We start from the raw sequence: 20,045 nt of genomic DNA, 5'->3' as shown, positions 1-20,045 counted from the left end.
GATACCAGGGTGGATTCAACCCTCACAAGGTTACCGTCCGGGCCGGGGACCGTGCTGGCGTGCCCGGCACCCCCCTCGAACAGGCACGCCGGGGGGATGACCTGTAAAGATGACCGGGTGCGTACCGAGGACGTCCTGGCCGCCATCGCGACGGGCCTGTGGCGGTGGGACAACGCCTCCGGGACGGTCACCCTCGACGGCGAGGCCGCCCGGCTGCTCGGGCTGCCCGCGGAGCCCGTCGTGCTGCCGGAGGTCGTCGTACGGTCACGGTTTCACCCGGTGGACTGGAACGAGATCAACGGGATCGTCAATCTCGCGGTGGCCGAGGACACCCTCGCGGAGGCCCGGCTGCGGATCATGGACGAGGACGGTCGGGTGCTGCGGACCGTACGCAGCCGCTCCAAGCCCGTGGAGAACCGGTCCGCCGAGGGCCACGTCGACTACGAGCTGATCGGCACCATCCAGGAGATCGCCGAGCCGCAGCCCGGCACCACCGCCGCGCACACCCCGATCACCGGCGACTGGCGGCGCTCCCGCGAGGCGTTCCTGCTGGACGCGGGGCGGGCGCTCGCCGAGGCCCGCTCCACGGCGGAGGTGCTGCGGGTCGCCGCCTCGCTCTCGATGCCCGGCTTCAGCCCCGACGGGCTGGCGGTCTTCGGGGTGGCCGGGGACCGGCTGTCGATCATCGGGCACCACGGGCATGGCCCCGGGGACGAGGCCCCCTTCACGGACATGCGGCTGGAGACGGACTACCCGGCCGCCGACGTCGTCCGTACGGGACGGGCGATCTACATCCCCAGCCCCGAGGAGTACAAACGGCGGTTCCCGGCCACCTGGCCGCTCGCCCAGCGCTTCGGCCGGGCCTCCTGGGCCTTCCTCCCCCTGATCGTCGCCGGGCGCACCATGGGCGCCTGGATGGCCGCGTTCAAGCACCCGGTGTCCTTCTCCCCGGACGAGCGGTCCGTCCTGACCACGGTGGCGCGGATGCTGGCCCAAGCCCTCCAGCGGGCCGGCGTGACCGAATCCGAGCGGGAACTCACCTCCGGCCTGCAACGGTCGATGATGCCGACGCTGGGCCCCGACATCCCGGGCATGCAGATCGCCGCGCGGTACGTCCCGACCGGCGGCGGGCTGGAGGTCGGCGGCGACTGGTACGACATGATCCCGCTGCCGTCGGGCCGGTTCGCGCTGGTCATCGGGGACGTGCAGGGGCACGACGTACGGGCCGCAGGGCTGATGGGCCAGCTGCGGATCGCGGTGCGCGCGTACGCCTCCGAGGGCCACCGGCCGGATGCGGTGCTCTCCCGCGCCTCGCACTTCCTGGCCGGGCTGTGTTCCTCGGAGGGGGCCGATTCGTACGAGGACTCCGACTTCCGCAGCCCGCGCTTCGCGACCTGCCTGTACGTGGAGTGCGACCCGGCGACCGGGCTGCTGGAGGTGGCCCGCGCAGGCCACCCCGACCCGGTGATCCGGATGACGGACGGCACGGTGCTGATGCGCCCGACCGCCGGGGGCCTCCCGCTCGGCATCGTCCCGGACACGGACTACCCGACGACGCGGTTCACGCTGGAGCCCGGCGAGACGATGATGCTCTGCACCGACGGGCTCATCGAGACCGGCGGGCACGACCTGGACACGGGCTGGGCGCGGCTGCGGGCGATCCTGGAGTCCGAGACGAACGAGCCGGACGGGACCCACGGGTCCGACGGCCTGGAGAAACTGGCCGACCTGCTGGTCCAGGCCGTGCACGGCCCCTCCTCGCACCACACCACCGGCCCGCTGGCCGACCGGCGCGAGGACGACATAGCCGTCGTCCTGCTGTGCCGGGAGGGCGCGGACTGCGGCTGCGGGGCCCCGGCGGCGCACCCGGTGCGACCGGCGCGCCGCACGATGCTGACCGTGGCGCAGGCGGAGCCGGAGCGGATCGCGGGCGCGCGCCGGCAGATCCGGGAGCTGCTGCACGACTGGGCGGACGCGGAGCAGGTGGACTCGGCGGTGCTCATGGTCTCCGAGATGGTCACGAACGTCCTCATGCACACGGACGGCGACGCGCTGCTGGTCGCGGAGGCGGTGGGCGAGCTGGGGACGCGGCGGCTGCGCATCGAGGTGGCGGACTCCAGCGACGAGCTGCCGCACAAGCGGCACCCGGGCGAGATGGCGTCGAGCGGGCGGGGCGTCCTGCTGATGGAGATGCTGGCGGACACCTGGGGCGTGGACCCGCGCGGCGAGGGCAAGTCGATCTGGTTCGAGATGGACGAACAGGCCAAGGAAGGCTGAGCCCCGGCGACCGGGAGGAGCGACCCCGGCGACAAGGCGGCACCGGAGCGCCGTGGTTGGATGCACGGGTGCTGACTCTGCTTCCCCCGCCGGTCAGGCGGCTGGCCGCCTGGTGCGTGGTCGCCCTGCTCGTCACCGGCGTGGTCGCCGTCGGCGTGTGGCTGTGCATCACCTTCAAGGCCGCCGTCACGCCCGTCCTCCTCGCGCTGCTCGGGGTCGCCCTGCTCGGTCCGATGCACCGGCGCCTCGTACGGATGGGGGTGCACCGCTCCCTCGCCGCCGCGCTCACCTGCCTCGGCGTGGTCGCGGTGTTCGGCGGGGCCGGGTACGTCGTCGTCCACGCCCTGATCGGCACCGGAGACCAGATCCTGGACTCCCTCAAGCAGGCCGGACAGGACCTCGCCGAGCGCTTCGGGCCCGCCGGCACCTCCCTGGAGGACCTGGCCTCGAACGCCAAGGCGCTGCTGGCGAAGTTCGGCGGTACGGCCGCCTCCGGCGTCATCACCGGCATCAGCGTCGTCGGCGAGATGCTCGCCACCGCCCTCCTCGCCCTCCTGCTGATGTTCTTCTTCCTGCGCGACTCGCACCGCGCCGCCGCCACCCTGCGCTCGCTCGCGCCCCGCGCCAGCGGCGACACCGTGGAGGCGATGGCCCGCCGTGCCTTCGAGGCCGTCGCGGGCTTCATGCGCGGGACCACCTTCATCGCCCTGATCGACGCCGTCTGCATCACGGTCGGGCTGCTCGTGCTCCGCGTCCCCGGCGCCGTCGGACTCGGCGCCCTGGTGTTCGTCGGCGCGTACATCCCGTACCTGGGCGCCTTCATCTCCGGCGCGGTGGCCGTCCTCGTCGCCTTCGCCGAGCGGGGATGGGTCATCGGCCTGTGGGCCGTGGGCGTGGTGCTCGCCGTACAGCTGCTGGAGGGGCACATCCTGCAACCCGTGATCCAGAGCCGGACCGTCCAGATGCACCCCGCCGTGGTCATGCTCGCCATCACCGCCGGCGCCAGCGTCGCCGGGATCCTCGGCATGCTGCTGTCCGTACCGCTGACCGCCGCCGCATTCGGTGTGGTCTCGGAGATCCGCAGGCGGTACGCGGGTGCCGAGCGCGCCGAGTAGGCGCGACCGGGGCGGACCGTACGGTGGTGTCGCCCAGCGGCACCGGGCGCTGCGCGACCGGACCCCGGTGATGTCGCCGCTCATCGTCGCCGTGGCGCCGCTGATCGGACTGGTCACCGGGGTCCTGGCCGGCCTGTACCCGGCGTGGCGGGCCTCCCGTACACAACCGGCGGAGGCCCTGTGCCGCTGGGTCAGGAGTGCTGGTCCGCCGACTTCGTGCGCTCCCGGGCGGTGGTGGGGATGGTCCCCAGCCGGCCCGCCTGGAAGTCGTCGAAGGCCTGCTGGAGCTCCTGCCGGCTGTTCATGACGAACGGCCCGTAGTGCGCCATCGGCTCCCGGATCGGACGCCCGCCGAGGAGGACGACCTCAAGGTCCGGGGTGTTCGAGTCCTGGGCCTCTTCCGCCCGCACCGTGATCGAGCCGCCCTCGCCGAAGACGGCCGTCTGGCCGGTGTGGATGGGCCGCCGGTCGGTGCCGACGCTGCCGCGGCCGGCCATGACGTACGCGAGGGCGTTGAAGTCCTCGCGCCACGGGAGGGTGACCTGCGCGCCCGGGGTGACGGTCGCGTGGATCATCGTGATCGGGGTGTGGGTGATGCCGGGGCCGGCGTGGCCGTCCAGGTCACCGGCGATCACGCGGAGCAGGGCGCCGCCGTCGGGGGTGGACAGCAGCTGGACCTGGCCGCCGCCGATGTCCTGGTAGCGCGGGGGCATCATCTTGTCGGAGGCGGGGAGGTTCACCCACAGCTGGAGGCCGTGGAAGAGCCCGCCGGACACGACGAGGGACTCCGGCGGGGCCTCGATGTGCAGGAGGCCGGAGCCGGCCGTCATCCACTGGGTGTCACCGCCGTTGATGACTCCGCCGCCGCCGTTGCTGTCCTGGTGGACGAAGGTTCCGTCGATCAGGTACGTGACGGTCTCGAAGCCGCGGTGGGGGTGCCACGGGGTGCCCTTGGGCTCGCCGGGCGCGTACTCCACCTCGCCCATCTGGTCCATCATGATGAACGGGTCGAGGTGCTGGTAGTTGATCCCGGCGAACGCGCGGCGCACCGGGAACCCCTCGCCCTCGAACCCACCAGGGGCGGTCGTGACGGCCAGCACCTTGCGGGCGGCGGTCTCCTGGGCGGGCTCGGCGACGCGGGGGAGCGTCAACGGGTTCTCCACAGTCACTGCAGGCATGGTCGGAACCTCCTTCTGCGTCGAGTTTAGTTGAAACTCGAACTTTCTGCCACACCCTCACAGAACAGAAGGGGCCCCGGGGACATTCCCCCCGGGGCCCGACGCCTCTCACCTGCACATATGCGGTTACGGCGTGACGACGACCGAGTTGATGGGTGTCAGGTTCACCCACCAGAGCTCGTCCTGATACATGGTGTAACAGGTCCCCGTACCGTTCCACCCGGTGCACAGCTTGAACTTCCAGCCGCCGGTCTGGTTGTTCTTCACGTAGTGGTAGTTGTTCTGGTTGCTCAGGTTGTAGGTCCGCGCCTCCCGGTAGGAGTTGGTCGGGCCGGTGTCGAGCGCCGCGCCCGCCCCCCAGATGCAGGCGTCGCCGGACCGGCAGCCGTAGAACGTCTGGTCCGAAGCCGATGCCGGCGATGCCGCCAGGACCCCCGTACCCAGCGCCAGGACCCCGGTGGCCGCCAGCGCGGCGAGCTTCGTGCGGATCGACATGCGTGACATCGCGTCTCCCTGGTCCGATCGGTGGAGCGGGGCCCCCGTGTCCGTCCCCCGCAGCACTGATATTCGAGACCCCCGGCGTCGGGCGCGATCCTTTCGGGCGTGCCCGAAAGGATCCGTGGTCAGCCGCCGCCGTGCAGCAGGTCCACGCCCAGCCCGGTGGCCGCGTGGAGGACCGCCTTGCCGTCCCGCTCCGTGGTGATGAGCCCGGCAGCGCGCAGCGTGCGGGTGTGCTCCGAGACCGACGGCAGGCTGATGTCCAGGTCCCGGGCCAGCTCGCTCGTGGTCCGCTGCTCGATCAACAGCTGGAGTACGGCCGCCCGGGTCCGGCCCAGCAGCGCGTCCAGCGCACCTTCCGCCCGGCCCGGTTCGACCAGGGGCAGCGGGGTCATCGCCGGATAGTGCAGGACGTGCGACCCGTCCGGCAGGTCGGCCAGCAGCGGGCGCCCCGTCCAGAACGCCGAGGGCATCAGCATCAGACCGCCGCCGCCGAGCCGGACCTCGTAGTCCGGTGGCAGGCCCACCTCGAAGGCGGTGTCCGACCAGGCCGCCGCCGGATGGATGCTCGCCAGGCACGCCTTGATGCCGTGGGCCGCCAGCAGCCGGGTGCGCCAGGCGACGTCCGCCCGGAAGGACTGACGGATCTGCGGCCACTTCGGGGCCACGACCACCTCGTACGCGCAGCGGATCGCGCCGTCCAGCAGGTCCCACGCCTCGCGGTCCTGGCCCCACAGCGCCCGCAGCCAGGACGCCCGGCCGGGGGCGCGGGCGGCCGTGCGGTGCAGCTGGTCCGCGGTCAGCAGGGGACCCGCGTCCCGTACGGCGGCCAGCCCCTCCTCCAGGCTCCGCGCGAGGGGCTCGACGAACTGCGGATTGTCGCCGTCCGGCCGCAGCAGATCGAGCAGCGGGCGCGCCCGGTCCGGTAACTCCCGGCTGATCCGGCCGCGCCAGCGGCCGAAAACGGCCTGCTCGTCCACGCGCTGCCAGGCGATCAGCGCCATCGACAGCTCCACCAGCGGCAACGGCTCGCGCGCGAAGGTGATGTTGAGCAGGTCCTCCGCCGTGAAATGCACTCGCAGCACGATCCGCCCCCGGCTACGGCGTCGATCAGCCGTACATGCGGCGCATCGCGTAGTCGACCATCTGCTCCACGGCCTTCGCGTCGAAGACCATGCGGTGGTCGCCCTCCATGTCGAGGACGAAGCCGTAGCCGGTCGGCAGCAGGTCGATCACCTCGGCGCCCGTGATCACGAAGTACTTGGACTCCTTGCCGGCGTACCGGCGGAGCTCCTTGAGCGTGGTGAACATGGGGATCACCGGCTGCTGCGTGTTGTGCAGCGCCAGGAAGCCCGGGGTCTCACCGCGCGGGCAGTAGACCTTCGACGTGGCGAAGATCTGCTGGAAGTCCTCGGCGGACAGCGACCCGGTCGTGAAGGCCCGCACCGCGTCGGCGAGCGACGGCGGCGAGGGCTCGGGGTACAGCGGCTGCTCGCCGTACCCGCCGGCCATCTGCTGCGGGGCGGCGTACTGCTGCTGCCCTGCGCTCACGTTCTGGTCGTAGCCGTACATAGGGCGAAGCCTACCGAGCACCCCCGGCGCCGTGGACGCGCATTCCCGCCAGGGTTCCGCAGGGCCGCGGACCGGCGGCCCGCTGGTGCGCGGCTTGACCCTGGTCACAGTCGCCACATCAGGGGTTGCTTCTTATTACCCGCGGGTAGCATCATGACATTACCGATTGGTATGTACGAGGAACCTGTCTTCCCGAGCCTTAACGGAGCCGTCGCCATGGGGCACTACAAGTCGAATCTCCGCGACATCGAGTTCAACCTCTTCGAGGTACTCGGCCGCGACAAGCTGTACGGCACCGGACCGTTCGGTGAGATGGACACCGAGACCGCCAAGAGCGTCCTGTCCGAGATCACCCGGCTCGCCGAGAACGAGCTGGCCGAATCCTTCGCGGACGCCGACCGCAACCCGCCGGTCTTCGACCCGGCCACCAACACCGCGCCGGTCCCGGCATCCTTCAAGAAGAGCTACGAAGCCTTCATGGACTCCGAGTACTGGCGTCTGGGCCTGCCCGAGGAGATCGGCGGCACCACCTCGCCCCGCTCCCTCATCTGGGCCTACGCGGAGCTGCTGCTCGGCTCGAACCCGGCCATCTGGATGTACTCCTCCGGCCCGGCGTTCGCCGGCATCCTCTTCGAAGAGGGCAACGAGGCGCAGAAGAAGGTCGCCCAGATAGCGGTCGAGAAGCGCTGGGGCTCCACCATGGTCCTCACCGAGCCGGACGCCGGTTCCGACGTGGGCGCCGGCCGCACCAAGGCGATCCAGCAGGCGGACGGCTCCTGGCACATCGAGGGCGTGAAGCGCTTCATCACGTCCGGTGAGCACGACATGGAGGAGAACATCCTCCACTACGTCCTCGCGCGCCCCGAGGGCCACGGCCCGGGCACCAAGGGCCTGTCCCTCTTCCTCGTCCCGAAGTTCCACTTCGACTGGGAGACCGGCGAGCTGGGCGAGCGCAACGGCGTCTACGCGACGAACGTCGAGCACAAGATGGGCCTCAAGGCCTCCAACACGTGCGAGATGACCTTCGGCGACCAGCACCCCGCCAAGGGCTGGCTGATCGGTGACAAGCACGACGGCATCCGCCAGATGTTCATGATCATCGAGTTCGCCCGCATGATGGTCGGCACGAAGGCCATCGCGACGCTCTCGACCGGCTACCTGAACGCCCTGGAGTACGCCAAGGAGCGCGTGCAGGGTCCGGACCTGGCCAACTTCATGGACAAGACGGCCCCCAAGGTCACCATCACGCACCACCCGGACGTGCGCCGCTCGCTGATGACGCAGAAGGCGTACGCCGAGGGCATGCGCGCCCTGGTGCTGTACACCGCCTCCGTCCAGGACGCGATCCAGCTCAAGCAGGCCGAGGGCGAGGACGCCTCCGCCGAGATCGGCCTGAACGACCTGCTCCTGCCGATCGTGAAGGGCTACGGCTCGGAGCGCTCGTACGAGCAGCTCGCGCAGTCGCTGCAGACCTTCGGCGGTTCCGGTTACCTGCAGGAATACCCGATCGAGCAGTACATCCGCGACGCCAAGATCGACACCCTCTACGAGGGCACCACGGCGATCCAGGGCCAGGACTTCTTCTTCCGGAAGATCGTCCGCGACCAGGGTGCCTCGCTGAACGTCCTCTCCGAGACGATCAAGAAGTTCCTGGCCGAGGCCGTCGGCGGCGAGGAGCTGGCCGGCGCCCGCGACGCGCTCGCCAAGGCCGCCGTGGACCTGGAGGCCATCGTCGGCCAGATGATCGTCGACCTCACCGCCACCGGCGAGGACGTCAAGAACATCTACAAGGTCGGCCAGAACACCACCCGCCTGCTGATGGCCTCCGGTGACGTGGTCGTCGGCTACCTGCTGCTCAAGGGCGCGGCCGTGGCCGCCGAGAAGCTGGCCGCCGACGCCCCCGCGAAGGACGTCCCCTTCTACACCGGCAAGATCGCGGCGGCGAAGTTCTTCGCCTCGCAGGTGCTCCCGAACGTCTCGGTCGCCCGCGCGCTGGCCGAGGCCGTCGACAACTCCCTGATGGAGCTCGACGAGGCCGCGTTCTAGCCTCTACGGTCACCCGCCCGACGGCCGGGCCCCACTGAGGGGTCCGGCCGTCGGCATTCACAGGTTGTCGGTGGTTCGTGGGACGCTCGTAGGCATGAGCCCGGCAGAGCAGCACAGCCACAGCAGGGGGTACTCCGTCCCGACCGGGCGGCCGTACGCCCTCAAGGAGCTGCAGGCCGCCCTGGGCAGCCTCGGCGACCACATGCGGGAGCTGTACGACGGCGCCCACCCCGCCGAGTACGAGACCGTCGCCGACGCCCTGTACACCGCCTTCCAGACGGCCGCCGGGCTCGCGCCCGCCAAGAGCTACACCGGCTGCTCCGAGCACCCCAACGGGGCCCTGGACCCCGAGGCGCCCGACGGCTGGGGCCGCTGCCTGATCTGCAACGACCGGCGCCGCCTCGGGCTGCGCGCCCAGGGCGCCCGCGGCGCCCGCGCGGCGGCCGCCGCCCCGCCCGCGGGGGAGCAACGCCGGCTGGGCTATCCCGTGCCGGACCCCCCGTACACGCTGCAGTCCCTGCGCGAGCACCTGCGCACGGTCGAGGACCGCCGCTTCCACCTGGGCTTCTCCTCTCCGCCCGAAGAGTTCGTCCGGATAGCGGACGACCTCCACCGGGCGTTCATCGTGGCCCGCGAGCTGTCCCGGCCGCGCAACGCCTCCGGCTGCTCCGAACACCCCGGCGCGCCCATCGACCCGGACGCGCCGCCCGGTGAGGCCTGTATCTTCTGCGCCGGACGCAAGAGACGCGCGCAGCGCTCCGCGACGACCCCGGAGATGCTCCCGCGCATCCGCCGGGGCGAGCGCAGGCAGCTGCAGCGCAGATTCGAGCGCCCGCCGGGCTGAGAAGCCGCCGGGAAGTGGACCACACAGCCCGCGGTCCCGGCGTTTCGGCTATCCGCCGCAGTCCGACCATGGCGAACACGACCGTCGTTAAGGTGAACCACATGAGCTCTCCCGCCCGCTTCGACCGCGGCCACACCGACGATCTGATGACCTTTTTGACGGCCAGTCCGTCGCCGTACCACGCCGTGGCCAACGCGGCCGAGCGGCTGGAAAAGGCAGGCTTCAGGCAGTTGTCGGAAACGGACGCCTGGGACTCGGGCAGCGGGGGCCGGTTCGTCCTGCGCGGCGGAGCGCTCATCGCCTGGTTCGTCCCGGAGGGCGCGACCGCTCACATGCCGTTCCGGATCGTCGGTGCGCACACCGACTCCCCCAACCTCCGCGTCAAGCCGCTTCCTGACACGGGCTCACAGGGCTGGCGGCAGATCGCGGTCGAGATCTACGGCGGCACCCTGCTCAACACCTGGCTGGACCGGGACCTGGGCCTGGCCGGTCGGCTGAGCCTGCGCGACGGCAGCGAGCGGCTGGTGAACGTGGACCGCGCGCTGCTGCGCGTCCCGCAACTGGCCGTGCACCTGGACCGGTCGGTCAACAGCGAAGGGCTCAAGCTCGACAAGCAGCGCCACATGCAGCCGATCTGGGGTCTGGGCGAGGTCCAGGAGGGCGACCTCATCGCCTTCCTGGAGGAGGAAGAGGGCCTGCCGCAGGGCTCGGTGGCCGGCTGGGACCTGATGGTCCACTCGATCGAGCCGCCGTCGTACCTGGGGCGCGACCGCGAGCTCGTGGCCGGCCCGCGCATGGACAACCTGGTCTCGGTGCACGCGGGCGTCGCGGCGCTGGCCGCCGCCTCGACTGCCGACAAGCTGGACCACATCCCGGTGCTGGCCGCGTTCGACCACGAGGAGAACGGCTCGCAGTCGGACACGGGCGCGGACGGGCCGCTGCTGGGGAATGTGCTGGAACGTTCCGTCTTCGCACGTGGGGGTACGTACGAGGACCGCGCGCGGGCCTTCGCGGGCACCATCTGCCTGTCCTCGGACACCGGCCACGCCGTGCACCCCAACTACGCGGAGCGGCACGACCCCTCGCACCACCCGCGCGCCAACGGCGGCCCGATCCTGAAGGTCAACGTCAACCAGCGGTACGCGACGGACGGCAGCGGGCGCGCGGTGTTCGCGGCGGCGTGCGAGCGGGCCGGAGTGCCGTGGCAGACGTTCGTCTCGAACAACTCGATGCCGTGCGGGACGACGATCGGCCCGATCACGGCCGCCCGGCACGGGATCCAGACGGTGGACATCGGCGTCGCGATCCTGTCGATGCACAGCGCCCGCGAGCTGTGCGGTGCGGATGACCCGTACCTGCTCGCGAACGCGCTGGTGGCGTTCCTGGAGGGCTGACGCCCGTCGTACGGGCCGAGCCGGAGCCGTACGGCCGGGACCCCCCGGCGGGCCCCGGCCGTACGACGTCGTCCCGGCGGATGCCCCTAGGCGTCCATTCCGGCGAGGACGAGCGGCAGCCGGGTGGCGCCGTCGGCCGTGACGGTCACCGGCACGCCCCAGTCCTGCTGGTGCACGTGGCAGGCCGGGTACTCGTTCGCCGGGTCGTCGTCGCACGAGGCCGCCATCGCCGAGACGTGCAGCACGCCCTGCGTGACCTCCGGGTTCAGGGCCAGCTCCCGGAACAGGTCCGTCCCGGCCCCCTCGCCGCCCACCAGCAGCTCCGGCGGGGTCGAGGACACCAGCAGCCGCGTCGACGGCCCGTAGCGGGTGTCGAGCTTCTGGCCGGTCGGCGCCTGGAACACCACGTCGAGCCGGAGCGTGCCCGGGGCGACCTCGGTGGCGGCCCGCTGCGTGCGGTGGGCGACGGCGTCGACCCGTACCGCCTCCTCCGGCAGGCGCAGCCGGGTCATCCGGTGCCTGGCGGACTCGACGACCACGATGTCCTCGCCGACCAGCACCGCGTCGCTGGGCTCCCGCAGGTCGGTGGCCAGGGTGGAGACCTGACCGGTCGCCGGGTCGAAGCGGCGCAGCGCGTGGTTGTACGTGTCGCACACCGCGACCGAGCCGTCCGGCAGCGCGGTCACGCCGAGCGGATGCTGGAGCAGGGCCTGGGCGGCGTCGCCGTCCCGGTGCCCGAAGTCGAACAGGCCGGTCCCGACGGCGGTCCGTACGGCGTATCCGTCACCCTCCTCGCCCGCGGGTTCCACGTACCGCAGGGCGCTGTTCTCGGAGTCGGCGATCCACAGCCGGTCCCCGGCGGCCGCGAGCCCGGACGGCTGGGCGAGCCAGGCCTCCAGGGCGGGGCCGTCGTGCAGGCCCTCGCTGGTCGTCCCGGCGGAGACCTCGACGGTCCCGGTCCGCGGGTCCCAGGTCCACAGCTGGTGCACGCCCGCCATGGCGATCCACACCTTGCCCCGCCACCACGCAACGTCCCACGGCGAGGACAGGTCCACCTCAAGGGCCGGACCGGAGGTCGGGGAGCCCTGCCACCACTGCCGGCCGGTCCCGGCGACGGTCTCGACGGCGCCCGTCGCGGGGTCGAAGCGGCGCAGGGCGTGGTTGACGGTGTCGGCGACGATCACGGACCCGTCGGGGAGCAGCGCCAGGCCCTGCGGCTCGCTGAAGCCGTCGGCGGTGAAGCCGCGCTCGCCGCTGCCGATGCGCCGTACGACGCTCTCGCCGTCGGGGGCCAGCTCCACGAGCTGGTGGCGCGTCGAGTCCGACACGAGCAGGTTCCCGCCCGGCAGCACGAGCGCCTTCCCGGGGAAGCGGAGGTCGGTCGCGACCGGCTCGGGCGCCACGTACGGCCCGTCACCGCGGCGCAGCGTGCCCTTGGCCGCGTGCTCGGCTTCGAGCTCGTCCACGAGCCGCGCGATGGCGTGCGCATGCCCCTCGCCGGCGTGCTGCGCGACGATGTACCCCTCGGGGTCGATGACGACGAGCGTCGGCCAGGCCCGTACGGCGTACTGCTTCCAGGTGGCCAGCTCGGGGTCATCGAGGACGGGGTGGTGCACCTCGTACCGCTCGACGGCGTCGACGACGGCCGCGTGCTCGGCCTCGTGCACGAACTTCGGCGAGTGGACGCCGATGATCACCACGGTGTCGCGGTGCTTCTCCTCCAGCTCGCGCAGCTCGTCCAGGACGTGCAGGCAGTTGATGCAGCAGAAGGTCCAAAAATCGATGATCAATGTGCGACCTCGGAAGTCGGCGAGCTTCAGGTCCTTCCCGCCAGTATTGATCCAGCCGCCCTTGCCGGTCAGCTCGGGGGCACGGACACGGGCACGGCGGGTCGCGGGCGCGGGGGTGGGCGCCGGGGCAGCATCGTTCATGTTTCAAGCTTGCCATTGGCCCATGAACACCGGATCACAGCCGTACGACGCGGTTGCCCTGCGCAGCTATGGGATCCGCTCCACCAGGGCGACCTCCGAGAATTCTCGGAGGTAGGTCATATGCCCGGTCCGGCCAGTGTGCTGTATACACATGTCGGTGCACACGTCCGCGTTCCCGGTCGGTTCGGAGGTCCACCGGCAGTCCGGGTTCAGGCACCGCGCGGTTGCGGTGGTCTCGGCCGATGGGTGGCGGCGCATGACGTAGCTCACGTACCGCAGCACGGCTTTCACGCTCACGTCGACTCCCCGGGGTGCGGGTGGTTCCTGAGCTCCACGTTGCAGTCACTGACCACGGAGCCGTCGCCTTCGAGGCGGCCCTCTCGACGCTGCGCGGCCAGGGCGGCGCAGACTCCGCAGCCGGCTGCCGGTACGGGCTCCGGATCTGTTCGCAACGGCAGCTCTACCGGGGGTTGCGCATAGGTGATCGGCTTCACGGCCCGCTCCTCGTGTCGTCCGTACGGCGACCACGCTAGGAAGGCCGGGGATCGGGCCTCAATGAACTTGCGGGGACTTGCGTCCGGTCACCCGAGGGCGTCTATGGCTGCTGTGATCAAAGCGCGGGACGGGGCGCCGTAGACAGCCAATTCTGCGAGGTCAGCGAAGGTACGGGCGTACATGCCGATCTCGTGTGGCTGAGTGATCGTGAGGAACGCAGAGACCAGCTCAACGTTGACTTGCGCCTCATCGAAGATCCAGAAATCCTCTACCGGCCACAGCGCCGTGCGGTCGGCAGTCATCGGTATCACGCCCAGGCTGACGTTCGGCAGAGTCGCCAGGGACAGAAGGTGGCCCAGCTGCCCAGCCATGGTGTCGGCGCCTCCGATCCGGTGGCGCAGGACGCTCTCCTCCAGGAGAACGGCGAAACGGTGGGGACCGGATTGCAAAATCCGCTGCTTGTCCACGCGGACCTGAACGGCTGCTTCCAGGTCATCGGGCAGCGCGCGACGGTCGCGAATCGCTGTGAGCAACGCTTCGATGTACGCACGCGTCTGGAAGGGGCCGGGGATCAGCCAGGAGGAGTAGGCGCGGAAATTCCGGGTCCGTTACCACAGCGGGAGGACCGACTCCTGAGCGCGCCGCAGGCCGGACCGCTCCATACGTCGCCACTCGACGTAGGCGCCGTCGATGTTGCGTGCTGTGGCGACCAGGTCGGCAAGTTGCTCCTCTGCGTCACAGTGCAGCGTCCAGACGCGGAGATCACCGTCGGAGGGCGCCGTACGCCCGTTCTCGATACGGCTGCACTTGCTTTCATGCCAGCCGGCCCGGGAGGCAAGCTCCCGGGCGGTAAGACCGGAGTCCTTCCGGATCTCGCGCAGGCGCTTACCCAGGGACTCCCGGGCTTGCTGGACGCTGGACGATGACGTCACGTTCGACTGCTCTGGATCAGACCGGCTGGTAGTCCTCGTGCGGGGTAGCCCGTGCCCACACGGCCGTGAACGCGGACGCACACAGTTCCACTACGGCGGGGTCTGTGACCAACTCCTCGCCAGTCATCTCTCCGTTGCCGTCGAAGTGGTTGAAGAGCACAGACGTGCCGTCGAAGAGCCACAGGTCGTTGCCGGGCAGTGCCAGGCCGGAAGCCTCCCGGCGGGACAGCCAGCGCACGCTCTCCCCGGCCTTGATGTTGTGGCCGCTGGTCAGCTCGTACTCGTAGCGCACGTACGGAGAGATCGGCTCGGAGACGATGCGCGCTCGGCGGACATCGACGCCCCGCGCCACGGACCCGGAGACCAGCTCGATCCACCAGGGCCAACGTTCCGCCGGGTCGAATCGGCTGCCCGAAGTCCACTCGGCGTAGTCCCGATCCAGCGCGTAGGCGTCCCTCATCTCCAGGTGGTACGCGCTGTGCCTCGCGGCGCGGAACAGGTCCTCAAACGTCGGCTCCGTCGCCACCGTTCACCTCCGGGAAGAACTGCATCATGCGCTTCGGGAACTCGATGACGGTCTCATGGGCGGGGACGTCCAGCTGGGCCAGCCGTTCCGCGTCCGTCACGCGCCACCCTTGCAGGATGTAGTTCCCGGTCTCGTCGTCCAAGTAGACGGTCGGGGACCCGTTGTTGGGGCTCTCCGGATCCTTGCCAAGCCGGTGCAACGTCATGGTGTCCTCCGGTCGCTCTGGTGGCGATCAACATGAACGAGCTTGCTCCGGATCACCCGGGCGTGCCAGCAACTTGCACGAACTTCTACGGGCCGGGGAGCGGAAATGCCCCCGTGCCGCCACCCTCGCAAGGGCGGCAGACACGGGGCTCAGGGGTGTTCATCGGACTTCGAGGGAGCCTTAACAGGGTCGTTCTTCCACCTTGTGGACCACGTCACCGCAGGTCAGTGCGGAACCGATGCCAAAATCGGGGCCACACCCCGGGCGCGAAAGGCGAGCTGAGGCCGGGGGCGGGCTGGCGGCCACAACGCAACTTCGCACCGACCTTCCGCGGTTCCCGGTGACGAAGTGACGGAATGACGTTCAGCTTCTATTCCACCTATAGGGACTCAGATCATCTCTTAAGGAAGTAATGGAATTCGATCGTCATTCCGTCACTTCGTCACCTGCTGCCTCCACCCCAGCGCTGCCCTTTGTCGCCCAGACGATCCGGCAGCGCTCGTTACCGTCGAACCTGACGCCCACCCTGCCTCGCCGGACTTCCACTCGATCGATTGCGAGGCCAAGGCGTTCACGTCTTCCGGCCGCATCGTCGGCTTCCCAAGCTTCACATAGCAGGCCGGCATCCAGGAGAGGAGAGATGTCCACGGAAGGGGTCGGCATCCCCAGTAGGTCCGCGCGCAGCCCCTCGATCCGGGTACGAAGTCGTCCTGCGAGCCGGTTGTACCGGTCGATCGCGTCTGCGCCGGTGAACTCGCCACGGACGTACCTGGCCTCCTCCAGGTCCGCCAGACGGGCTCCCTCGTCCACGATCTCCGCCTCGATCGCGTCCCGTTTCGCGAAAACCTCCGGGTCCTCCCTCTGCACCCAGCGATCGGCGATCACGGCGAGCAGCGGGTCCTGGGGCTCCAGGGACGGCAGGCGTGACAGGAACGCCCGGGTCACGTAGTCGTCGATGCTCTCCACCCGGGCGGAGACGCCGGAGCATCCTCGCCCCATCCGGTGGCTGGAGCACTGGTACGACGTGCCGGCCTTGCTCATCCGGGCGCCGCAGAGCCCACAGCGCGCTATGCCAGTGAGAAGCGACTTGCCCTGCTTGTGGCCGTGCCGCTTTCCCGCCAGAGGGAACGTGCGCGCTTCGAGCTGGCGGAGGATGAGCTCGCGCTCCCCGACCGTGATGATCCCCTCGCCGATGCTCACCGTTTCGAGCGTCTCCGGGTCTCGGTAGGGGGAGACCCGGTTCATGTACTTGCGTGTCCCGTCCGCCTGCTCCTCGTACTCGGTCTGCGGCATGAGTCCGGCGAAGGCCGGTGAGCGAAGGAGCTGCATGACACTGGACGAGTTCCACTCGCCTCCGCGGGCCGACTCCACCCCGTGCTCGTTCAGCAGTCGGGCGATGTGAACGAGGGCCTTCCCGGACAGTGCTTCGTCGGCGATCAGACGGGCGTAGACGGCGGTCTCGGGGTCGTGGACGAGCTTCTTCGTCTCCCGGTCCACCAGGAGCCCGTAGGGCGGCTGCCCGCCGATCCATTGCCCTCGCTGCCGCAGGTACCGCTTGGCACTGCCCACGCGCATCCCGAGATTGCGTGACTCATTGCGCGCGAGCTCCGCCAACATCGCGATGGTGACGCGGGCACTGTCGTTCTGCGTGTCGAGGCCATCCATGACAGAGACCAGCCGCCCGCCGACCCGGCCTATGTCGTCCAGCGCCTTTCCGACCTCGCCGATGCCCTTGCGGGACAGACGGTCGAGTTTCCAGACGATCAGCACGCCCACGACGCCGGCCGTGACGGCTGTGATCGCCGCGTCGAACCCCTTGCGGCTGACGTTCTTGTAGCCGGAACGTCCACGGTCGATGTGGACCTTGCGGACGGTCAGTCCGTTGCGCTCCGCCCACGCACGGCAGTCGGCTTCCTGGCGGTCGATCGCGGTCTTGCCTTCCCGGTCAAGGGACAGACGCAAGTACAGGTCAGCAGTGGTGTGTTGGTGCACGTCCCCACGCTAGCGAGGAGTGCGCACATTGGTTCAGGAAATCCAAAAATCGAGGATCACGATCCGGCCGCGCAGTTCGGCGAGGCTCAGATCCTTCCCACCCGTGTTCAGCCAGCCCCCCTTCCCGACCAGCTCGGGGGCACGGAGACGGGCACGGCGGGGCGCGGGGGTGGGCGCCGGGGCAGCATCGTTCATCCTTCAAGCTTGCCATCCGCCCGCGAACGCCCCCTCACGGCCGTCCCGCCCGGACACGGCCTAGTCGAAGAGGGAGCTCAGGCGGGGGAGGCGGGTGGAGGTCTCCGCCGTGTCGTCGAAGTCGAAGTCCCAGGACGGGTCCAGCGCCGGGTAGCTGATCGTGAAGGAGTCCGCCGGGAGCTCGCGGCCCGTGGCCGATTCGTAGGCGGCCCAGGCGATCGAGAGGGCCTCCTCGTCCCACAGTTCCAGGCCCTCCGCCGCCGCCTCGCGGACCGCGGGGTGGTCCGCCAGGCAGTCGGGGTCGGCCAGGGCCCGGGCGAAGGCCTCCTCGCCCTGGGTCAGGAGCCAGCCGCGGAAGTAGTCGAAGCCGTCGTCCGAGCAGCCGCCGTTGATCACATACGCCGCGGCCCACAGGGGGCTGCGGTAGGACTCCGCCAGCAGGTCCCACAGCACCTGCTGGGCGGCGGCTATCTCGGCCTCGGGGCAGAGCGCCAGCAACTGCGAGGCGCGCGCCGCCACCTGGTCCGGAGCGGCCTCCGTACGGGCCGTGGCGATCAGCTTCCAGAACGTGTGCTTGTCCATGGGGGAAGCCTGGCATCCCCCTCTGACATCGGACGTGCCGTCAGACGGTGAGGAAGGAGTGGAGGGATTCTGTCAGAGCGGTGATGAAGGCCTCCTGCGCCTCCGGGGACACAAGGTCCAGGGAGAGGTACGGGTTCAGGTCCTCCAGCTCGACGAGGAGGAGCTCGCCGGAGGGGGCGCGGCAGGCGTCCACCCGCTGGATGCCGTGCGACAGCGTGTTCCACGCGATGAAGCCGCGGGCGAAGTCGAGGTCGGCCGCCGTGGCCTCGTACGGCTTCAGCTCCCAGCGGCGGGCCGGGTCCGGGGCGTGGAGGGCGTACTGGAAGGCGTCATCGACGAAGTAGAAGGAGACCTCGTACGCGAAGTCGATGCGCGGCTGGATGAGGTTGACCCCCGCCGGTCCGGCCGGGTGCGGGGTGAAGGTCAGGCCTATGGAGTCCGCGCCCTGCTTGGGCTTCACCGCGTACGAGGGCACCGAGGGGAGCAGCGCGAGGTCGGCGGGGTCGTCGATCGTGGGGATGACGGGGTGCCCGGCGGCCGTCAGGTCGAGGAGGTACTGCTTGCCGGCCATGTCGCCGCGGCCCGTGAGCGGGTTGTAGACGCGGGTGCCGGCGGCGAGGGCCGCCGCGCGGAAGGCGTCGTACGCCTCCTGGTAGTGCAGGACAGGCCCGCTGTTGCGGACGATCACCGCGTCGAAGTCCGCCATCATGGCCGCCGCGTCCAGCGGATGGCACAGGGCGAGCGGGAAGTGCTCGCGCAGCCGGGAGGTGAGGAAGATGTCCTCGTCGCAGTAGCGGCGGCCGCGCGCCGGGTACGCCAGGTCGGTCACATAGAGCAGAGGCATGGCGGCAACCTATCGCGGGCATCGATCCGGGCATGAAATACCTGGTTCGGGACAAAATGCTGGCCCTGGGGGACGACTACTGGATCGAGGACGAGGACGGGAGGCACGCCTTCCTCGTCGACGGCAAGGCGCTGCGCTTCCGGGACACGCTGGAGCTGAAGGACCCGGACGGGCAGATCCTGATCACGCTGCGGGAGAAGCTGCTGCGCCTGCGCGACGCGATGACGCTGGAGCGCGACGAGCGCCGGCTCGCCGTGATCCGCCGCAAGCGGCTCTCGCTGCTGCGGGGCCACTACCTCGTCACGCTGGTCGAGGGCACCGAACTGGACGTGAGCGGGCGGCTCCTGGACCGGGAGTTCAAGATCGAGTACGAGGGGGAGCTCCTCGCGCTGATCTCCCGCCAGTGGTACCGGATCCGCGAGACGTACGCCGTGGACGTGATCCGGGAGGACGCGGACGCGGCGCTGCTGATCGCCGTCGCCGTGTGCGTGATCCGCATGGCCGAGAAGGAGCGCGAGGGGCGCGAGGAGCCCGACGAGGACTGAGGCCTCGTAGCCGCCGGTCAGCGGCCCAGGCGGCGGTCCTTCAAGGCCGGGAACTGCTCCCGGGTCTCGGCCACCTTCGCCGGGTCCAGGTCGACGGTGAGGACTCCCTCGCCGGGCCCCGCCTCGGCCAGGACCTCGCCCCAGGGGTCCACCACCAGGCTGTGCCCGGCCTGCTCGACGCCCGCGTGCGTACCGGCCAGCCCGCAGGCGAGCACGTACGACTGGTCCTCGACGGCCCGCGCCCGGTTGAGCAGGGTCCAGTGGGCCCGGCGGCGGGCCGGCCAGCCCGCGGCCACGACCATCGTGGTGGCCCCGGCGTCGACGAGGCCGCGGAACAGCTCCGGGAAGCGCAGGTCGTAACAGGTGGCGATGCCGAGGACCTGCTCCGGCAGGGTCACGGTGGTCAGGGAGTCCCCGGCCGACATCAGGACGGCCTCGCCCTGGTCGAAGCCGAAGCGGTGGATCTTGCGGTACGTGGCGGCCAGCTCGCCCGACGGGGACAGGACGAGGGCGGTGTTGTAGAGGGAGCCGTCGCCCGCGCGCTCCACGACCGAGCCGGCGTGCAGCCAGACCCCGGCGTCGCTCGCCGCCTTCGACATCGCCTCGTACGTCGGGCCGTCCAGCGGCTCGGCCTCGGTCTCGAACTGCTCGTACGCGAAGGCGCCCACCGTCCACAGTTCGGGCAGCACGACCAGGTCCGAGCCGGCCTGCTCCCGTACGAGATCGGCCGCTCGGGCACGGCGTGAGGTGACCGACTCCCCGTCGGACACCGCGATTTGGATCAGCGAGGCGCGCACAGTACCACCGTCCTGGCATTCAAGCCGTCAACTCGGGCCTACGATCGTCACACGAAAGCACTGCCGGGGCGCTCACC

The 20,045-nt window shown here is 70.3% G+C and carries 18 protein-coding genes and 2 pseudogenes; 7 read left to right on the top strand and 13 right to left on the bottom strand.

The window, feature by feature from the left end; genetic code table 11:
- Nucleotides 1–117 precede the first annotated feature (117 nt).
- The 3 genes and pseudogenes from OG509_RS19665 to OG509_RS19655 all read left to right on the top strand — a co-directional run.
- Nucleotides 118–2,277 carry a SpoIIE family protein phosphatase gene (locus tag OG509_RS19665; RefSeq protein WP_406187632.1) on the top strand — a complete coding sequence of 720 codons (2,160 nt, stop codon included), beginning with the start codon at nt 118–120 and terminating at the stop codon, nt 2,275–2,277.
- Between the two features lie 71 nt (nt 2,278–2,348).
- Complete coding sequence (locus OG509_RS19660) at nt 2,349–3,392, top strand: AI-2E family transporter (RefSeq protein ID WP_406187631.1); 1,044 nt, start codon at nt 2,349–2,351, stop codon at nt 3,390–3,392.
- Between the two features lie 46 nt (nt 3,393–3,438).
- Nucleotides 3,439–3,579 (top strand): annotated as a pseudogene (locus OG509_RS19655) (ABC transporter permease); the annotation flags it as partial.
- Between the two features lie 4 nt (nt 3,580–3,583).
- On the opposite strand, the gene OG509_RS19650 reads toward OG509_RS19655, so the two are convergent.
- The 4 genes from OG509_RS19650 to OG509_RS19635 all read right to left on the bottom strand — a co-directional run bounded on the left by OG509_RS19650 (nt 3,584) and on the right by OG509_RS19635 (nt 6,640).
- A complete protein-coding gene (locus OG509_RS19650; protein ID WP_406183731.1) occupies nt 3,584–4,570 on the bottom strand; it encodes a pirin family protein in 987 nt (328 codons plus the stop codon).
- A 126-nt stretch (nt 4,571–4,696) separates the two neighbouring features.
- On the bottom strand, nt 4,697–5,065 hold the full coding sequence (locus OG509_RS19645; protein ID WP_406183730.1) for a hypothetical protein: 369 nt from the start codon (nt 5,063–5,065) through the stop codon (nt 4,697–4,699).
- A gap of 128 nt (nt 5,066–5,193) precedes the next feature.
- Nucleotides 5,194–6,153, bottom strand: a complete 960-nt coding sequence (locus tag OG509_RS19640) for a helix-turn-helix domain-containing protein (protein WP_406183729.1) — start codon at nt 6,151–6,153, stop codon at nt 5,194–5,196.
- 25 nt (nt 6,154–6,178) lie between these two features.
- Nucleotides 6,179–6,640: an SseB family protein gene (locus OG509_RS19635; protein WP_099890461.1), complete on the bottom strand. Its 462-nt coding sequence runs from the start codon at nt 6,638–6,640 to the stop codon at nt 6,179–6,181.
- Between the two features lie 216 nt (nt 6,641–6,856).
- Here OG509_RS19635 and OG509_RS19630 point away from each other — a divergent pair, with 216 nt between their 5' ends.
- The 3 genes from OG509_RS19630 to OG509_RS19620 all read left to right on the top strand — a co-directional run bounded on the left by OG509_RS19630 (nt 6,857) and on the right by OG509_RS19620 (nt 10,924).
- Nucleotides 6,857–8,686: an acyl-CoA dehydrogenase gene (locus OG509_RS19630; protein WP_406187630.1), complete on the top strand. Its 1,830-nt coding sequence runs from the start codon at nt 6,857–6,859 to the stop codon at nt 8,684–8,686.
- A gap of 94 nt (nt 8,687–8,780) precedes the next feature.
- The gene (locus tag OG509_RS19625; protein ID WP_406183728.1) at nt 8,781–9,530 is read left to right on the top strand and encodes a hypothetical protein; all 750 of its coding nucleotides are present in this window, start codon (nt 8,781–8,783) and stop codon (nt 9,528–9,530) included.
- A 101-nt stretch (nt 9,531–9,631) separates the two neighbouring features.
- Nucleotides 9,632–10,924 carry a M18 family aminopeptidase gene (locus OG509_RS19620; RefSeq protein WP_406183727.1) on the top strand — a complete coding sequence of 431 codons (1,293 nt, stop codon included), beginning with the start codon at nt 9,632–9,634 and terminating at the stop codon, nt 10,922–10,924.
- A gap of 86 nt (nt 10,925–11,010) precedes the next feature.
- On the opposite strand, the gene OG509_RS19615 is transcribed toward OG509_RS19620, so the two are convergent.
- The 8 genes and pseudogenes from OG509_RS19615 to OG509_RS19580 all read right to left on the bottom strand — a co-directional run bounded on the left by OG509_RS19615 (nt 11,011) and on the right by OG509_RS19580 (nt 18,626).
- Complete coding sequence (locus tag OG509_RS19615) at nt 11,011–12,855, bottom strand: NHL domain-containing thioredoxin family protein (RefSeq protein WP_406183726.1); 1,845 nt, start codon at nt 12,853–12,855, stop codon at nt 11,011–11,013.
- A 293-nt stretch (nt 12,856–13,148) separates the two neighbouring features.
- Nucleotides 13,149–13,349, bottom strand: coding sequence for a hypothetical protein (locus tag OG509_RS19610; RefSeq protein WP_406183725.1), 201 nt, complete (start codon nt 13,347–13,349; stop codon nt 13,149–13,151).
- Between the two features lie 87 nt (nt 13,350–13,436).
- A pseudogene (locus OG509_RS19605) lies at nt 13,437–14,282 on the bottom strand (helix-turn-helix domain-containing protein).
- A gap of 16 nt (nt 14,283–14,298) precedes the next feature.
- Nucleotides 14,299–14,742 (bottom strand): DUF6879 family protein, encoded by a 444-nt coding sequence (locus OG509_RS19600; RefSeq protein WP_406187629.1) that lies wholly within the window; start codon nt 14,740–14,742, stop codon nt 14,299–14,301.
- Between the two features lie 43 nt (nt 14,743–14,785).
- Complete coding sequence (locus OG509_RS19595) at nt 14,786–15,013, bottom strand: hypothetical protein (RefSeq protein WP_406183724.1); 228 nt, start codon at nt 15,011–15,013, stop codon at nt 14,786–14,788.
- A 426-nt stretch (nt 15,014–15,439) separates the two neighbouring features.
- Complete coding sequence (locus tag OG509_RS19590; RefSeq protein WP_406183723.1) at nt 15,440–17,005, bottom strand: recombinase family protein; 1,566 nt, start codon at nt 17,003–17,005, stop codon at nt 15,440–15,442.
- Nucleotides 17,006–17,260: 255 nt separating this feature from the next.
- Nucleotides 17,261–17,782, bottom strand: a complete 522-nt coding sequence (locus OG509_RS19585) for a DUF4240 domain-containing protein (RefSeq protein ID WP_406183722.1) — start codon at nt 17,780–17,782, stop codon at nt 17,261–17,263.
- 40 nt (nt 17,783–17,822) lie between these two features.
- Complete coding sequence (locus tag OG509_RS19580; protein ID WP_406183721.1) at nt 17,823–18,626, bottom strand: hypothetical protein; 804 nt, start codon at nt 18,624–18,626, stop codon at nt 17,823–17,825.
- Nucleotides 18,627–18,658: 32 nt separating this feature from the next.
- Between OG509_RS19580 and OG509_RS19575 the strand changes: the two genes are divergently transcribed.
- The gene (locus OG509_RS19575; RefSeq protein WP_406183720.1) at nt 18,659–19,171 is read left to right on the top strand and encodes an LURP-one-related/scramblase family protein; all 513 of its coding nucleotides are present in this window, start codon (nt 18,659–18,661) and stop codon (nt 19,169–19,171) included.
- Nucleotides 19,172–19,188: 17 nt separating this feature from the next.
- Here the strand turns inward: OG509_RS19575 and OG509_RS19570 are convergent, their stop codons facing one another.
- Nucleotides 19,189–19,968: a carbon-nitrogen family hydrolase gene (locus OG509_RS19570; RefSeq protein WP_385587522.1), complete on the bottom strand. Its 780-nt coding sequence runs from the start codon at nt 19,966–19,968 to the stop codon at nt 19,189–19,191.
- Nucleotides 19,969–20,045 lie beyond the last annotated feature (77 nt).

Source organism: Streptomyces sp. NBC_01006 (assembly GCF_045162725.1).
Taxonomy (GTDB): Bacteria; Actinomycetota; Actinomycetes; order Streptomycetales; family Streptomycetaceae; genus Streptomyces.
Note: the sequence above shows the minus strand (reverse complement) of the source record. Positions and strands in the feature narration are given on the sequence as shown.

Bases quoted from the DNA above. Each gene is read 5' to 3' on its own strand.
- OG509_RS19650 (WP_406183731.1), bottom strand. From the start codon at position 4,570: ATGCCTGCAGTGACTGTGGAGAACCCGTTGACGCTCCCCCGCGTCGCC.
- OG509_RS19615 (WP_406183726.1), bottom strand. From the start codon at position 12,855: ATGAACGATGCTGCCCCGGCGCCCACCCCCGCGCCCGCGACCCGCCGT.
- OG509_RS19630 (WP_406187630.1), top strand. From the start codon at position 6,857: ATGGGGCACTACAAGTCGAATCTCCGCGACATCGAGTTCAACCTCTTC.
- OG509_RS19645 (WP_406183730.1), bottom strand. From the start codon at position 5,065: ATGTCGATCCGCACGAAGCTCGCCGCGCTGGCGGCCACCGGGGTCCTG.
- OG509_RS19620 (WP_406183727.1), top strand. From the start codon at position 9,632: ATGAGCTCTCCCGCCCGCTTCGACCGCGGCCACACCGACGATCTGATG.
- OG509_RS19585 (WP_406183722.1), bottom strand. From the start codon at position 17,782: ATGGACAAGCACACGTTCTGGAAGCTGATCGCCACGGCCCGTACGGAG.
- OG509_RS19625 (WP_406183728.1), top strand. From the start codon at position 8,781: ATGAGCCCGGCAGAGCAGCACAGCCACAGCAGGGGGTACTCCGTCCCG.
- OG509_RS19635 (WP_099890461.1), bottom strand. From the start codon at position 6,640: ATGTACGGCTACGACCAGAACGTGAGCGCAGGGCAGCAGCAGTACGCC.
- OG509_RS19575 (WP_406183720.1), top strand. From the start codon at position 18,659: ATGAAATACCTGGTTCGGGACAAAATGCTGGCCCTGGGGGACGACTAC.
- OG509_RS19595 (WP_406183724.1), bottom strand. From the start codon at position 15,013: ATGACGTTGCACCGGCTTGGCAAGGATCCGGAGAGCCCCAACAACGGG.
- OG509_RS19600 (WP_406187629.1), bottom strand. From the start codon at position 14,742: ATGAGGGACGCCTACGCGCTGGATCGGGACTACGCCGAGTGGACTTCG.
- OG509_RS19580 (WP_406183721.1), bottom strand. From the start codon at position 18,626: ATGCCTCTGCTCTATGTGACCGACCTGGCGTACCCGGCGCGCGGCCGC.